The sequence below is a fragment of the Mycobacterium sp. PTI7 genome (assembly GCF_056679845.1).
In genome coordinates, this window is sequence record NZ_CM155252.1 from 368516 (window position 1) to 382745 (window position 14230).

Genomic DNA, 14230 nt, shown 5'->3' on the forward strand with positions numbered 1-14230 from the left:
GCTTAGGTGATGGCGCAGAAACTGTGGCAAACGCGATCGCGCACGATGTACTCCGGGCATTCCGGGTCGAACCAACGGTCGACGTAGGCCCAATGGATTGGATGCATGAGATACGGGCCAGAGATTCCATCGACGTCGGTGAAGCGTTGCGCGTACACGTGAGTCCATGGCGATGCGCCGGTGGCCTGCTCGACGGGGCTCAGTTGCCATGCGGTGATGGTGGAGACGTAGCGCGGCATCATTCGTAGGTCGGCTTCGAACCGTTGGATCATGTCGGCGGTGCTGTCGGGATGCACGCGTAGTAAGAGCACGCGAAAAACGTTGCCGTGGCTCGAGCCTGTGCTGAGCAGGTCGCCTCGGTAGTGCACGCTGTCGACGTGATGGATCGACGGTGCTGCTAGTGCGGACTCGACGTCGCCCTGCAGGGTTCGCCAGTGGGCGTCGTCAGCCATCGGCAGGTGCAGCAGGACGTCGCCACCGTTGCGGACGCCGGGCAGTGTCGGCGCCAGCAGAGCGCCTGGTATGCCATCTACAGCGTCCTGCAGTGACCCGAGAACGCCGGCCCGATCCTTGGTGTGAATGAGCGCGGTGACGTTATACATCGCACATGCCGTCGACGTCGTCCGCGGCGGCGGCCACGGTGCGGGTGCGCTCGGCGATGAGCGAAGCGACGCCGTTCCACCACGGGCCCAACGTCGGATCGGGTCGGCCTTGCCACGTCATCTCCCACCAGGCGCGAGGGCTGGGGAGAGACCAGGTGATCATGACGGTGTTGGCCTGATCGTCGAACCAGATGGGCGGGCTGACCAGCACGTCGCGCAGCGTCATCCCGCGTTCCCGGGCACCGGGGGCGTATTCGGCGAGATAGTTCTCGATGAAGACCTTGGCGCACCCGGGTCGGGTGGTCACGTGATCGATGACGTACACCTCGCCAGACATGGTGCAGACATTAGGAGTCGATGCAGGCTGAGGTCGGTGCGCTCCCGCCCACCGGGACGGCACTGATGAGCCCGGATTGCCGTGCACCACAGTGAGAGCATGTGTGCCGCAGCCCTACCTGATCCGCTGGTACCCGCGCGACTCGGACCGGTGACGTTGCGCAACAGGGTGATCAAGGCTGCGACGTCGGAGGGACGGTCCCCGGACGGCTTGGTCACGGACGGCTTGATCGACTTCCACCGAAGCTTTGCGCTGGGCGGTGTCGGCATGACCACGGTGGCGTACTGCTGCGTGTCTGCCGAGGCGGCCAGCGCGCCGGGGCAGATCGTGATGAGTGCAGCGGCGCTCCCCGGGTTACGGCGTCTGACCGATGAGGTGCACGCCGCGGGTGCCGCGATCTCGGCGCAGCTCGGTCACGCAGGGGTCGTAGCGCACAAGCGCCTCACCGGCGTGACGCCGGTGGCACCCAGCAGGTTCGTCAACCCGGCGTCCATGGCGTACTGCCGGGAGATCACCCGAACCGAGATCACCTCAGTCATCGATGATTTCGGTCATGCCGCTCAGGTGGCCGTCGACGCCGGGTTCGATGCGGTTGAATTGCATTTCGGCCATCTGTACTTGCCGTCGTCGTTCCTGAGTCCGCTGGTCAACCGCCGCAAGGACGAGTACGGCGGTGACATCGACAACCGATCTCGGTTCGTCCGGGAGATCGCCGCGCGGGTCCACGAGGTGGTCGCCGGGCGCAGTGCGATCATCGCCAAACTCGACATGGACGACGGTCTGCCGGGCAGCATCTGGATTGACGAGTCGCTGCGCACCGCGCAATTGCTCGATGCCGACAACACGTTGGACGCGTTGGAACTAACCCAAGGTTCCTCGGTGTTCAAGCCGATGTACCTGTTCCGCGGCGACGTACCCGTGAAGGAGTTCGCCACGGTGATGCCGCCGGCCATGAAGCTGCCGTTGCGGCTGGTGGGCAAGTGGGCGATGGGTAGTTACCCGTATGAGGATCTGTACATGCTGCCCGCGGCACGGCAGTTCGTGCCCGTCATGCGGAACACGAAGCTCGTGTTGCTCGGCGGCATCACGAATCGCGATCACCTCGACACCGGTGTCGCCGAGGGGTTCGACTTCCTGGCGATGGGTCGGGCGTTGCTGCGCGAGCCGGGGTTGGTGAACGCGATGCGCGCCGATGGCTCGGTACGAAGTCGGTGTACTCACAACAACAAGTGCATGGTGACGGTATTCGGGCGCACGCACTGCGTGCTGGATCCCGAGCAGCGGTACGGGGCGGTCAGCCGCAGACAGGATCTGCCAGCAGTCGTGCCACTTCACGGCTGAGGTCGGCACGCGCCCGCTGCGCCAGGTCCAGCATCGGCATCGTCACGAAGCCGTGCACGCCACCGGGATACGGCAACCGGGTCACGCCCACGCCCGCAGCTTCCAAGGCGCTCGCATAGGCCGATCCCTCGTCGTGCAGCGGATCGTGCCCGGCGAGGACGACCACCGTAGGTGGCAGACCTCTCAGGTCGGCGAACAAGGGTGAGGCATGCGGGTGGCGACGGTCAGCGGCGTGGGGAACGTATTGATCCCAGTACCATTGCAGTGCGGCCCTCGGGTTGTAGTAACCCTCCCCGAAGGCCAGATGAGACGCGGTGTCGAAGTCCGCGGCGATGACGGGATAGATCAGCAATTGGGCCGCCAGCATTGGCCCACCACGGTCCCGGGCCATCAGTGCCGCCACCGCCGCCAGATTTCCTCCGGCGCTGTCACCGCCAACCGCCATCCGTCCCGGGTCCACGCCGAGCGATTCGGCATGGCCTGCCGTCCATGCCACGGCGGCGTAGATGTCCTCGGCGGCGGCCGGCCACCGATGCTCCGGTGCGAGGCGGTAGTCCACCGACACGACGACGGCCTGAGTGCGGTTGGCGATGTTGCGGCAGAGACCGTCGTGGCTGTCGAGGTCACAGAAGACGAACCCGCCGCCGTGGGCGTAGACCAGCGCCGGTGCCATGGCGGGTGCGCTCAACGGACGGTAGATGCGTACTGCGATCTCACCGCCCGGGCCGGGGACCGATGCCTCGGTGACGGCGCCCACCGGTTCCGGGTCGGCCGCCGGCGCGAATCGCGACCGGATGGTGGCACGCGCCTGAGCCCCGGTCATCGTGTGCACCGGAGGGAAGCCGGCGTCGAGGGTGGTGATCAGTTCGGCGATCTGCGGGTCGAGATTCATGCGTACTGGGCGACCGCCACCGGACGGAGCATGCGCTTCTGCTGCAGGGTCGGCACCACGCACTGGGGGCCGCCTTCGACGTTGCGCCAGATCGCCATGGCCGTCATCCGCACCGGTGCGGCCAGACGCTGGTCGAACGCCATCCGGCTCATGGGGCCACACACCGACAGTGCTGCGACGGCCTCGCCGGGTCCGCCTATCGGCGCGGCGACGCAGCCGAATCCGGCCAGCGACTCCTCGCGGTCGAAGGCGACGCCGTGTCCGCGGACCTTCGCCAGTTCGGTGACCCACTGGGCACGCGACGCGATGGAGTAGCGCGTCTTGCGGGCGGTCAGGTCCACGTCGTCGGGTGTCTGGCCGTAGGCCAGGATCGCCTTGCCGACGGCGGCGCAGTGGGCCGGTTGGCGACTGCCCACGCGCGTGGGGATCGCCGCGGCCATCCGGTCACCGACCTTGTCGAGGTACACCACATCGGTCCCATCCAGGATGGCCAGGTGCACGACCAGTCCGGTGCTCTGCTGCAGGTCGGCCAGGAGGGGAGCGGCCGCCTTGTGCAGCCGGTCCTGGTGCACCGCCAGCGATCCCAACTCGACGAGCCGCATGCCCAGTTCGTAGTCGCGGCCGTTGCGTCGCAGCCAGCGCAGCTGAACGAGCCGGTCGAGCATGCGGTGCGCCGAACTTCGGGGCAGGCCGGTCCTGCGAACCACCTGGGCCAGAGTCAGGCGTCCTGGCCCGTCGAACGCGTCGAGCACCAACGACACCCGGTCGATGACGGCGCTGGGTGTGCTCGAGTCGGCGACGGGCGACGGTGACGGCATGAGTCCTCCTGGGGCTGTGACATGAGCTACATGTACCTAGTAGGTATATGACTGTTTGTAGCATAGGAGTGTGGTCGCTGTCACGTTGCCGAATGAAAAGAGCCGCCCGACACCGAGGTGGTGTCAGGCGGCTCGACGGGACGGGTCGGGATCAGGCCAGGGCAGCGGAACCTCCGGCGCGGCGGCCGTAGAAGCTGCCATCTCCCAGCGACACCCCGCTGGCGTATCCCCATGCGGCCAGCCCTGCGGTGCACCGGCCCGCTGCGAACAAGCCGGGGATCGGGTGACCGCTGACGTGGAGGACCTCGGCGCGCAGGGTGGTGTGCAATCCGCCCAGGGTGAAGCCACCCGTCGACTCCCGCAGGTCGATGGCTGCCACCGGTGACGTGAGCGGCCGCAGCCAGCGTTTCTTCTTGTGCAGCAACGGGTCTTGGCCGTGGGCGGCGCCGTCGTTGTAGGCAGCGATGGTCGCTTGCAGGGACCCCGTGGGCATGCCGATCTCGGCTTCCAGGTCGCCGACCGTCTCGCAGACCCAGGTCGGTGGGCGCATCATGAGCTGCGGCGACGGTGCCGCCATGGCCTGCTGCTGCGCGTCCTCGTCGAGGATGAGGTAGGCAACGTTGTTCTGGTGATAGAGGGTCAGTTGCCCGGCGCGTCCCGGGTAGGTGTCCTCGGCGACGAAGCGTTGTCCGCGTTCGTTGACCAGCACGCCGCGGGCAAGTTGTTGAGGGTCGATGAACAGGGCGACCTCGGTGGCGTCCATGTGCGCGAGGTCCGCCCCCAGGGCCTGAGCCATCCGGATGGCTTGACCGTCGTGTTGCTCGATCGACGCGGCCGGCCGGCCGGCGATGCGTGGCGCGTAGCGGGCGACCATCGCGTCGTTGTAGGCGAAGCTGCCAGTGGCGAGCACGACGCCGCGGCGCGCCCGGACGTCGACGGTGACACCGAAGCGTCGGCACCGGATGCCCACCACCCGACCAGTGGACTCGACGATGAGCGTGTGCACCCGCACGTCGTAGAGCGCGCGGGCCCCGGCGGCGGTTGCGGTCTCGACCAGGCCCTTCATGAGGATGAACCCGGCGCTCGATTCGCCCTGCTTCTTGTTCTGCATCTGCGGCACGTGGCCCCGCGGGGCTGGACGGGCGACGGTGTTGAACGGGTAGGAGTTCTCCCCGCCGCTGTACATCAGTCCTTGGTCGCCCATGGGCTCATAGCCGGGTTCGTCGAAGAACTCGGGCTTGAAGGGAACCCCGCAGTCGACCAGCCAGTCGAAGTGCGCGACGCTGCCCGCGCAGTAGTCGGCGATGCGCTCCTCGTCGGCGCCCGGGCCCATCGCGGCGGTGAGGAACGCCGCCATGTCGTCAACGGAATCGTCGAAACCGCAGGCGGTTTGAAGCGCTGTGCCGGCGCCGAGGTAGATGAAGCCGCCGGCCATGGACGCCGCGCCGCCCCACGAGCCGCTGCGTTCCAGGACTAGGACCTCGGCGCCGGCCCGAGCGGCTTCGACCGCGGCGGCGGCGCCGGCGACGCCGTAGCCGGCGATGACGACGTCGGCCTCCTCATCCCAGGCGGTGATGGTGGCCGCGTCGATCGGTGCGACGTCGCCGGGGTCGTTCACGGGCGCATGGCGGCCGGGAGATCGGACACCCACTGGTGACCCCAGTAGCTGTCGGCGGTGATCTCTTCAGCGCTGTAGTGGGTTTCGTCGACGCGCTTGCCCTCGGTCCCGAACTCGATGTCCCAGTCTCCGGGGGCCCGCACGTAGAACGACACCATCTTGTCGTTGGTGTGCCGTCCCAGTGTCGAGGAGAGTTGAAAGCCCTCGGCGTTGACGCGGTCGAGGGCTTGACCCACCGCGTCGAGGGTGTCGACTTCCACCATGAGGTGGATCAGGCCGGGATCGCGAAGGTTCTGCGACGGGCAGATCGCCAGGCTGTGGTGACGTTGGTTGACGCCCATGAACCGCACCCGCACCGGACCGAACTCCGGGGGAACCGGCACTCGGAATGCGCCGCGGGACCGGAAACGCAGGACCTCGGTGTAGAACTCGAAGAGTCCGTCGACGTCCAAGGCGGGGAGCACGACGTGTCCCAAGCCCTGCTCCCCGGTGAGGAACCTTGCGCCGAACGGCGTCACGACGGGGCTGTGGTCGAGCACCGCGCCGTGGAACACCTCCAGTGACGTGCCGGCGGGGTCTTCGAAGGCGATGACCGCTTCGACGCGCCGCGCGTCGGCTTCCTCGAGGGACAGTTGCTTGAACGGTACGCCGGCCGAATCCAGGGCCGCCTTGACCCGTTCTAGGTCAGCGTGGTCGCGGACCTCCCATCCGACGGTGACGATCTTGTCGACGTCGCCGGGCACGATGACGATGCGGGCTGCCCGCTCGTCCATCCGCAGATACAGCGCGTCGGGATCGGGCCCCGAGCCCTCGGCGAATCCGAGGACGGCGAAGGCGAAGTGGCGCCATTGGGGGAGGTCGGAGGCGGCGATGGTGACGTAGCCCAAACCCTTGATGAGACTCATGATCGTGTCCGTCAGATCATCGCTCGCAGCGGGCCCTGCGGATCGACGCCCAGGGAGCTGAGGGCCGAGGCGTGGTACACGGTGCCGGGCACGTGGATGGCGTGGGCTTGACCGACGTGCACGTCTCGCCAATACCGCTGCAGCGGCTTGTCCATCCGGGCGGCGTTGCCGCCGCAGCGTGCGAAGATCTCGTCGACGGCCGATACCGCACGCCACACCGCGCGCACCTGTGTCCGTCGCCCGGCGGCGCGGTCTTCGAAGGACACCTCCTTGCCGGCGTCGACCATGTCGTAGATGCGGTCGGCGTTGGTCAACAGTTCTTGGCGGGCGGCATTGATGTCGGCGGCGGCTTCGCCGATTGCGTACATGACGTAGGGGTCGTCCTTGATGGCGACGCCGCTGGAGTTCACTCGTTGACGCTGGTAGTCCAGCGCAGCGGCCAGCGCACCCTCGGCGATGCCGATCGTCGCCGAGCTGATGCCCAGAGGGAACATCGTGGACCACGGCATCAGGTACAGCGTGTCGGTCATGCCGGCGTCGCGCTGGGCGGTGCCGTCCATCACCTTCATCGCGTCCATCGTGCGATACGACGGTACGAACGCGTCGGAGACGATGACGTCCTTGGAGCCGGTGCCACGCAATCCGACGACGTTCCACGTGTCCTCGACGATTTCGTAGTCCTTGCGCGGCAGGATCATGTGCAGCATCTGCGGCGGCATCAAGGGCTTTCCGTCCGGCCCGCCGATCATCGCCCCCAGGAAGATCCAGTCGCAGTGATCGGTGCCCGAGCTGAACTGCCACCGTCCGTTGAAGACGTAACCCCCGTCGACGGGGGTGGCGACCCCCTGCGGCGCGTAGGGCGATGCGACCCACGTGTCGACGTCGTCGGCCCAGATCTCGGTGGCGACCCGAGGATCGGCATACGCCAGCTGATAGGGATGCACGCCCACCACGCCGTTGACCCAGCCGGCAGCGGGATCCAGGGCAGCGGTGGCCATCACGGTCTCGGCGAATTCGCGGGGGTGAACCTGCAGGCCGCCATGCTCGGTGGACTGCAGCAGGCGGATGTTCCCCGCGGACTTCATCAATTTGACGGTTTCGTCGGTCAGCTGACCGATCTTCTCCGACTCGACGGCCTGGATGCGCATCTGGTCGGCGACCTCGTGCAACCGGTCCATTACCCGCTCGGTCATGATGTGCTCCTGTCGTCGGTGGCTTCGTTGATGGTGGCCCGCCGCGGGCTCGTTGGCGTCGGCCATTCCCGGTCAGCGGAAATCTGGGCCACGCGTAATGCGCCGGTCAGAACTCCACGTGCAGATCGTCGGTGACGGGCGTGGCCTGGCACGCCAGGACGAGGCCGTCGGCGAGGTCGTCGGGTTCGAGGATTTCGCAGTGCGCCATGGCTACTTCGCCGCGGATGACGGTGGCCGCGCACGATCCGCACTGTCCTTCCCGACACGAGTAGGGAACGTCGATGCCCGCGCCGATCATCACGTCGACCAGCGTCGCCGCGCGCGGCCAGCGCAGCTGATGAGTGGCACCGTCGAGGTCCACCCGAACGGTCGCCGCGTCACCGGTGTTCGCATCGGCGGCTGTCGCGTCCATCGAGTCCTCGGTGAATGGGTCACCGGTCAACGACGCGAACACCTCCAGGTGGATTCGCTCTCGGGGGACACCCGCCTCGAGGAGGGTGTCCTTGATGACGGCCATGAACGGCGCCGGCCCGCACACGAAGGACTCGAAGCGATCCGATCCGGCGAACACGGTGGGCACGAACCCGGCCATCTGTGCGCGTGTGGGGAGACCCTGCACCGACTCCAGCCAGTGCAGCACGGTGAGGCGGCCGGCGAAACGCGCGGCGAGGTCCCGCAACTCGGCGGCGAAGATGACCGAGGCTTCGTCCCGATTCGCATAACACAACACCACTCTGCCGGTCCCTGCGGCGAGCACCGACTTGAGGATCGACATCACCGGAGTGATGCCGCTGCCGGCTGCCCAGAGCAGGAAGTCGGCATCGAGATGGGCGGGGGTGAACAGTCCTGCCGGCGGCAGCACTTCGACCTGATCGCCCTGAGAAATGTTGTCACACAGCCAGTTCGATCCATAGCCGCCCGCGGTGCGTTTGACCGTGACCTTCGGAGCGGGGTCGATGTGCGGCGAGCTGGCCAGCGAGTAGCAGCGCGCGACCGCTCCCGTCTTCTCGCTGGGCACTCGGACGGTCAGGAACTGCCCAGGCCGGTAGGAGAAGCGATCCTTGAGGTCGTCGGGAACGGTGAACACCAGCGAACGGGCATCGGGGCCCTCCTCGATGACCTCGGCCACCGTCAGCAGAACCCCGCGCCCCGTGTCGACCATTTGATGGTGGCCGTCGACGTCGGTCATGCGCAGGAGTCTGACGGGCGAGCAGCGCGGCGCCAACCCCGCCCGTCCGATGGCCGGGACGCCCAGCCGCAGCGTCCGGTCACCGGGAAGCGGTGCAAGCGATCCATCCGAGACGACTTACCGTACGGCGGGTGAGCAGCTCTTCGAAGACCCATGTGGACGTCGTGGTGGTGGGGGCCGGATTCGCCGGTCTCTATGCCGTGCACAAGTTCCGGTCGGAGGGACTGTCGGTGCGCGTCTTCGAGGCCGCACCCGACGTCGGCGGCACCTGGTACTACAACAGATACCCCGGTGCACGGTGCGACGTAGAAAGCGTCGACTACTGCTACTCGTTCTCCGAGGAACTGCAGCAGCGATGGACCTGGTCGGAGAAGTACGCGACGCAAGGCGAAATCCTCCGTTACATCAATTGGGTCGCCGACGAACTCGACCTCCGCGGCGCCATCACCTTCAACACCCGGGTGACCAGCGCCATCCTCGATGAGCCAAACATGAAGTGGGCTATCACGACCGACGCCGGAGACAGCGTTCTGGCCCGCTATGTCGTCATGGCCACCGGTCCGTTGTCTGCTGCCATGACCCCGGACTTCCCGGGCTTGAACACCTTCGGCGGGGAGGTGTATCACACCGCCCACTGGCCGCACGAGCACGTCGACTTCACCGGCAAGCGCGTCGCCGTCATCGGCACCGGCTCCTCGGGCATCCAGTCGATACCGATCATCGCCGCCCAGGCCGAGCAGCTCTACGTCTTCCAACGCACCCCGAACTACAGCGTGCCCGCCGGCAACAGGCCCCTGACCGCCGACGAGGTCGCCGACATCAAGGCCACCTACCCGCAGCGGCGTCACATGTCCTGGCGCAGTGGCGGTGGGTCCCCGCACGTCGCTCACCCCAAGCTGACCTTGGAGGCCTCCCCCGACGAGCGTCGAGCGGCATTCCAGAAGCGATGGGAACTGGGTGGAGTCCTCTTCTCCAAGACCTTCCGCGATCAGATGATCTCGATGCCAGCCAACGACGAAGCTCGCCGATTCTACGAGCAGAAGATTCGCGCGGTCATACACGACCCAGACGTCGCCGACCTGCTGATTCCCGACGATCATCCCATCGGCACCAAGCGAATCTGCACCGACACCAACTACTTCGAGACATTCAACCGGCCCAACGTCACGCTGGTCAGCGTCCGCAGAACGCCCATCGAATCGATCGACGAAACCGGCATCACCACCTCTGATGCTCACTACGACGTCGACGCGCTGGTCCTGGCCACCGGCTTCGACGCGATGACGGGCACATTGGCCAAGATCGACATCGTGGGCCGCGGTGGGGAGCGGCTCGTCGACGACTGGGCCGACGGACCACGCACCTACTTGGGCCTGTGCACCGACGGCTTCCCCAACCTCTTCCTGGTCTCCGGACCGGGAGCACCAGCGGTGCTGGCCAACATGGTGCTACACGCCGAAGCGCACGTGAACTGGATCGCCGAGGCCATCGGGTACCTCGACCACCAGGGGTACGAGGCGATGGAGCCGACTCCCGACGCGGTGGACGCATGGATCGCCGAATGCGCTCAACGCGCCGACGCGACGTTGTTCACCAAGGCGAACTCCTGGTACATGGGAGCCAACGTCCCGGGCAAGCCCCGGACGTTCATGCTGTTCATCGGCGGCTTCGGGGTGTATCTCGACATCTGCCGCGACGTGGCCGCCGCCGGGTACAAGGGATTCGACCTGCACGAGGTGCCATAGGGATGGGCACGTACGCCGTCACCGGTTCGGCCTCGGGAATGGGCCTGGCGGTCGCCGAACGGTTGCGCAGTGCCGGGCACACCGTGATCGGAGTCGATCTGCGCGGCGCCGACGTCATCGCTGACCTGTCGACCGACCGCGGCCGTTCTGCTGCTTCGACGGCGGTGTTGGCCGCCGCGCGCAACCGCCTCGACGGAGCGGTATTCGCCGCCGGTGTCGGACCCACGCCGGGCCCCGACCGCCCCCGGCTCATCCTGGAAACCAACTACCGCGGCGTCGTAGACCTCCTGACCGCTTGGCAGCCCGCCCTCGCCGCTGCCGATGACGCCAAAGTGGTCGTCGTGTCGAGTAACTCGACCACGACAATCCCGATGGTGCCTCGCCGGGCGGTGCGGGCAGTACTGGCAGGTGACCTCGAGCGGGCGCTCCGGGCGACGAGGACCTTTCGCGGTGCGGCACCGGCGATGGCGTACGCCGCATCGAAACTGGCCCTCACCCAGTGGGTGCGCCGCCATGCAGTCACCGAGCAGTGGGCCGGGTGCGGCATCCGACTCAATGCGCTCGCACCGGGCGCGATCATGACCCCGCTGCTCCAGCGCCAGCTGTCCACCCCCGATGAGGCCGAGGCGATCCGCCGATTCCCGGTCCCGATCGGGGGATTCGGTGATTCCGGACAAGTGGCCGACTGGATGGTGTTCATGCTGTCGGACGCCGCAGACTTCATGTGCGGCAGCGTGGTGTTCCTCGACGGAGGGTCCGACGCCTACTTCCGCGCCGACCACTGGCCGTCACCGCTGACGATCGTGGGTTTGCCACGTTACCTGCTGCGCAACAGACGATTCCGAACAGTCGATTAGCGGTTCAAGAACGCCATCACCGTTCGCTCGAAGGCGTCCTTGGCTTCGATCATCGCCCAGTGTCCGCAATTGGGAAAGACGTGCAACTCGGCATTGGCGATGGTGCGCATGGGAATCAGTGCCATGTCCAACGGGCTGACCCGGTCGTCGCGACCCCAGGTCAGCAGGGTCGGTGCATGCACCCGGTGCATCTGAGCCCACGGCATCGGCATGTCCGCGGCCTTCATCATGTCCATCATCGCCGCGAACGCCGCCTTGCCGTACATCCGGCGAGCAGCCGCCAACGTGTCTGGATCGGTCGCCAGCTCCCACCGCTCCTCGATGAGTTCGGGGGTGACCAGTGCCTCGTCGAAGACCATCGAGCGAAGCCAGTCGACGAGCCGCTGACGGGTGGGGTCCTCGGTGAACTCCTGTAACAGCCGGATGCCCTCGCTGGGCCCGGGGCTGAACACGTTGGTGCCGATGCCACCGATCGTGACGAGCCGACCTACCCGGTGACGGTGATGGATAGCGGTGTTGATGCCGACCCCCCCGCCCATCGAGTTGCCGACGATGTCGACCCGCTCGATGCCAAGGGCGTCCAAGAAGGGCGCCACGACGCCTTGCGCAGTCACCATCGGGTGCCCTCCGACGTCGTCGCTGACACCGAAGCCGGGGAACTCGAGGATCACGCATCGGAAACGCCCGGCGAACGCGGGAAGGATGCCGCGAAAATTCCGCCATCCCGTGACACCAGGCCCCGACCCGTGCAGGAACAGCACCGGCGGCCCGTCGCCAACGTCGTAGTACCGCAATACCCCGGCGGCCGTGTCGATCTCACGAAGATCCGCGTCGACGGTGCCGGGAATTGGCTGCTGGGAAGCGTAGGACATGGAACCTCCGTGAACGGGGACGCGGGCGGTCTCAGGTTGCCCTACCCGCGCTCGGCCGCCACGTCGGGTCCCGATGAGCGGACCCACGAACGGTGTGATCCTGCCGCCCACCGCACAGTCTCCCGGTAAGCGGGACGACGCCTGTGCCCTAGCTCACTGCGATGTCAGTGTTCCGTCCGAGACACGCGCCGAGCGTGCACTGCAGGCCGGCCGGGAAGGAACGTGGTGATCATTCGCAGGGCCGTCGACGCTCCGATGAGGGCAGTCGGTGGACTCTTCGCGATGTCGGTGGACGCCGCGAAGTTCGTCGTCGTGCGACCATTTCAATGGCGCGAACTGCTGGACCAGTCCTGGTTCGTGGCACGGGTGTCGCTGGCACCCACCCTCTTGGTGGCGATCCCCTTCACCGTCCTGGTCAGCTTCACCCTCAACATCTTGCTCCGCGAACTCGGTGCGGCCGATCTCTCCGGTGCCGGCGCGGCATTCGGCGCGGTCACCCAGGTCGGTCCGCTGGTGACGGTGCTCATCGTGGCCGGCGCCGGCGCGACGGCGATGTGCGCCGACCTCGGTTCGCGCACCATCCGCGAGGAGATCGATGCGATGGAGGTCTTGGGGATCAACCCGATTCAGCGCCTGGTGACGCCACGAATGCTTGCCTCGGGCCTGGTCGCCTTTCTGCTGAACGGTCTCGTCTGCATCATCGGCATCATGGGCGGATTCTTCTTCTCGGTGCTGGTTCAAGACGTGAATCCCGGCGCGTTCGCCGCCGGGATCACGCTGCTCACCGGGGTGCCCGAACTGATCATCTCCTGTGTCAAGGCCACATTGTTCGGGCTGATCGCCGGGCTGGTCGCCTGCTACCGCGGCCTGACGATCACCGGAGGCGGCGCCAAGGCCGTCGGCAACGCCGTCAACGAGACCGTGGTCTTCGCGTTCATGGCACTGTTCGTCGTCAACGTCGTCGTCACAGCCATCGGCATTCAGATGACGTCCAAATGACCGCGACGACGACGTTGCGATCGACGTACCCCCGATTGGCGAGGGCAGCCCGGCGGCCCGTGTCGGCGCTGGGCTCCTTGGGCGATCACATCGTGTTCTATGGCCGGTCACTGGCAGCCACTCCGTTCGCCGCTCGCCGTTACCGCCGCGAGGTCGTCCGCCTCATCGCCGAGATATCGATGGGCGCAGGCACGTTGGCGATGATCGGCGGCACCGTGGTGATCGTCGGTTTCCTGACCCTGGCCACCGGCGGCGTGTTGGCCGTGCAGGGGTATAGCTCGCTGGGTGACATAGGCATCGAGGCGTTGACCGGATTCCTCGCCGCCTTCATCAACGTCCGGATCTCGGCGCCGATCGTCGCCGGCATCGGCTTGGCGGCGACCTTCGGCGCCGGCGTCACCGCGCAACTGGGTGCGATGCGGATCAACGAGGAGATCGATGCCCTGGAGTCGATGGGCATCCACCCGATCGAGTACCTGGTGAGCACTCGCATCGTGGCGGGGATGATTGCGATCACCCCGTTGTACTCGATAGCGGTGATCCTGTCGTTTCTGGCCAGTCGATTCACGACGGTGGTGCTGCTGGGGCAATCCGGAGGGTTGTACAACCACTACTTCTCCACCTTCCTCAACCCCATCGACCTGCTGTGGTCATTCCTGCAGGCCGTCTTGATGGCGTTGGCGATCCTGTTCATTCACACCTACTACGGATACTTCGCCACTGGCGGCCCGTCGGGCGTGGGCGTGGCCGTCGGCACCGCGGTGCGCACGTCACTGATCGTCGTGGTGTCGGTGACGCTGCTGATCTCGCTGGCCGTGTACGGCGCCAACGGCAACTTCAACCTGTCGGGCTAGGGGAGTAC

General features: G+C 66.7%; 14 protein-coding genes. 5 read left to right on the forward strand and 9 right to left on the reverse strand.

All coding sequences use genetic code 11. The features are described 5' to 3' along the window. Positions 1–2: 2 nt before the first annotated feature. A complete protein-coding gene (locus AC1MEY_RS01750; RefSeq protein ID WP_480229034.1) occupies positions 3–602 on the reverse strand; it encodes a Dabb family protein in 600 nt (199 codons plus the stop codon). Next, on the reverse strand, positions 595–939 hold the full coding sequence (locus AC1MEY_RS01755) for a hypothetical protein (protein WP_480229035.1): 345 nt from the start codon (positions 937–939) through the stop codon (positions 595–597). The genes AC1MEY_RS01750 and AC1MEY_RS01755 overlap by 8 nt, the downstream gene beginning before the upstream one ends. A 99-nt stretch (positions 940–1038) precedes the next feature. Between AC1MEY_RS01755 and AC1MEY_RS01760 the strand changes: the two genes are divergently transcribed. Continuing rightward, positions 1039–2280, forward strand: coding sequence for an NADH:flavin oxidoreductase (locus AC1MEY_RS01760; RefSeq protein WP_480229036.1), 1242 nt, complete (start codon positions 1039–1041; stop codon positions 2278–2280). Here the strand turns inward: AC1MEY_RS01760 and AC1MEY_RS01765 are convergent. The 6 genes from AC1MEY_RS01765 to AC1MEY_RS01790 form a co-directional block, all read right to left on the reverse strand. Then, complete coding sequence (locus AC1MEY_RS01765; RefSeq protein WP_480229037.1) at positions 2234–3172, reverse strand: alpha/beta hydrolase; 939 nt, start codon at positions 3170–3172, stop codon at positions 2234–2236. The genes AC1MEY_RS01760 and AC1MEY_RS01765 overlap by 47 nt on opposite strands. Beyond that, on the reverse strand, positions 3169–3990 hold the full coding sequence (locus AC1MEY_RS01770; RefSeq protein ID WP_480229038.1) for an IclR family transcriptional regulator: 822 nt from the start codon (positions 3988–3990) through the stop codon (positions 3169–3171). The genes AC1MEY_RS01765 and AC1MEY_RS01770 overlap by 4 nt, the downstream gene beginning before the upstream one ends. Positions 3991–4141: 151 nt before the next feature. Next, complete coding sequence (locus tag AC1MEY_RS01775; protein WP_480229039.1) at positions 4142–5608, reverse strand: FAD-dependent oxidoreductase; 1467 nt, start codon at positions 5606–5608, stop codon at positions 4142–4144. Beyond that, a complete protein-coding gene (bphC, locus tag AC1MEY_RS01780; protein ID WP_480229040.1) occupies positions 5605–6513 on the reverse strand; it encodes a biphenyl-2,3-diol 1,2-dioxygenase in 909 nt (302 codons plus the stop codon). Before bphC ends, AC1MEY_RS01775 begins: the two co-directional genes overlap by 4 nt. A gap of 11 nt (positions 6514–6524) precedes the next feature. Continuing rightward, positions 6525–7706: an acyl-CoA dehydrogenase family protein gene (locus AC1MEY_RS01785; protein ID WP_480229041.1), complete on the reverse strand. Its 1182-nt coding sequence runs from the start codon at positions 7704–7706 to the stop codon at positions 6525–6527. A gap of 106 nt (positions 7707–7812) precedes the next feature. Beyond that, positions 7813–8895, reverse strand: coding sequence for a 2Fe-2S iron-sulfur cluster-binding protein (locus tag AC1MEY_RS01790; protein WP_480229042.1), 1083 nt, complete (start codon positions 8893–8895; stop codon positions 7813–7815). Positions 8896–9026: 131 nt separating this feature from the next. Between AC1MEY_RS01790 and AC1MEY_RS01795 the strand changes: the two genes are divergently transcribed. Together AC1MEY_RS01795 and AC1MEY_RS01800 are read left to right on the forward strand one after the other, a co-directional pair. Beyond that, the gene (locus AC1MEY_RS01795) at positions 9027–10640 is read left to right on the forward strand and encodes a flavin-containing monooxygenase (RefSeq protein WP_480229043.1); all 1614 of its coding nucleotides are present in this window, start codon (positions 9027–9029) and stop codon (positions 10638–10640) included. Positions 10641–10642: 2 nt separating this feature from the next. Next, positions 10643–11497 carry an SDR family oxidoreductase gene (locus tag AC1MEY_RS01800; RefSeq protein WP_480229044.1) on the forward strand — a complete coding sequence of 285 codons (855 nt, stop codon included), beginning with the start codon at positions 10643–10645 and terminating at the stop codon, positions 11495–11497. On the opposite strand, the gene AC1MEY_RS01805 is transcribed toward AC1MEY_RS01800, so the two are convergent. Continuing rightward, positions 11494–12369 (reverse strand): alpha/beta fold hydrolase, encoded by an 876-nt coding sequence (locus AC1MEY_RS01805; protein ID WP_480229045.1) that lies wholly within the window; start codon positions 12367–12369, stop codon positions 11494–11496. The genes AC1MEY_RS01800 and AC1MEY_RS01805 overlap by 4 nt on opposite strands. A gap of 255 nt (positions 12370–12624) precedes the next feature. On the opposite strand from AC1MEY_RS01805, the gene AC1MEY_RS01810 reads away from it, so the two are divergent. Further along, entirely contained in the window at positions 12625–13368 is a 744-nt protein-coding gene (locus AC1MEY_RS01810) for an MlaE family ABC transporter permease (RefSeq protein ID WP_480229046.1), read from the forward strand. Then, positions 13365–14222, forward strand: a complete 858-nt coding sequence (locus AC1MEY_RS01815) for an MlaE family ABC transporter permease (RefSeq protein ID WP_480229047.1) — start codon at positions 13365–13367, stop codon at positions 14220–14222. Before AC1MEY_RS01810 ends, AC1MEY_RS01815 begins: the two co-directional genes overlap by 4 nt. Positions 14223–14230 lie beyond the last annotated feature (8 nt).

What these genes read in the sequence shown, in the direction of transcription:
- bphC (WP_480229040.1), bottom strand. Translation starts at nt 6,513, where the DNA reads ATGAGTCTCATCAAGGGTTTGGGCTACGTCACCATCGCCGCCTCCGAC.
- AC1MEY_RS01805 (WP_480229045.1), bottom strand. Translation starts at nt 12,369, where the DNA reads ATGTCCTACGCTTCCCAGCAGCCAATTCCCGGCACCGTCGACGCGGAT.
- AC1MEY_RS01785 (WP_480229041.1), bottom strand. Translation starts at nt 7,706, where the DNA reads ATGACCGAGCGGGTAATGGACCGGTTGCACGAGGTCGCCGACCAGATG.
- AC1MEY_RS01755 (WP_480229035.1), bottom strand. Translation starts at nt 939, where the DNA reads ATGTCTGGCGAGGTGTACGTCATCGATCACGTGACCACCCGACCCGGG.
- AC1MEY_RS01810 (WP_480229046.1), top strand. Translation starts at nt 12,625, where the DNA reads ATGAGGGCAGTCGGTGGACTCTTCGCGATGTCGGTGGACGCCGCGAAG.
- AC1MEY_RS01790 (WP_480229042.1), bottom strand. Translation starts at nt 8,895, where the DNA reads ATGACCGACGTCGACGGCCACCATCAAATGGTCGACACGGGGCGCGGG.
- AC1MEY_RS01750 (WP_480229034.1), bottom strand. Translation starts at nt 602, where the DNA reads ATGTATAACGTCACCGCGCTCATTCACACCAAGGATCGGGCCGGCGTT.
- AC1MEY_RS01770 (WP_480229038.1), bottom strand. Translation starts at nt 3,990, where the DNA reads ATGCCGTCACCGTCGCCCGTCGCCGACTCGAGCACACCCAGCGCCGTC.
- AC1MEY_RS01765 (WP_480229037.1), bottom strand. Translation starts at nt 3,172, where the DNA reads ATGAATCTCGACCCGCAGATCGCCGAACTGATCACCACCCTCGACGCC.
- AC1MEY_RS01800 (WP_480229044.1), top strand. Translation starts at nt 10,643, where the DNA reads ATGGGCACGTACGCCGTCACCGGTTCGGCCTCGGGAATGGGCCTGGCG.
- AC1MEY_RS01760 (WP_480229036.1), top strand. Translation starts at nt 1,039, where the DNA reads ATGTGTGCCGCAGCCCTACCTGATCCGCTGGTACCCGCGCGACTCGGA.
- AC1MEY_RS01815 (WP_480229047.1), top strand. Translation starts at nt 13,365, where the DNA reads ATGACCGCGACGACGACGTTGCGATCGACGTACCCCCGATTGGCGAGG.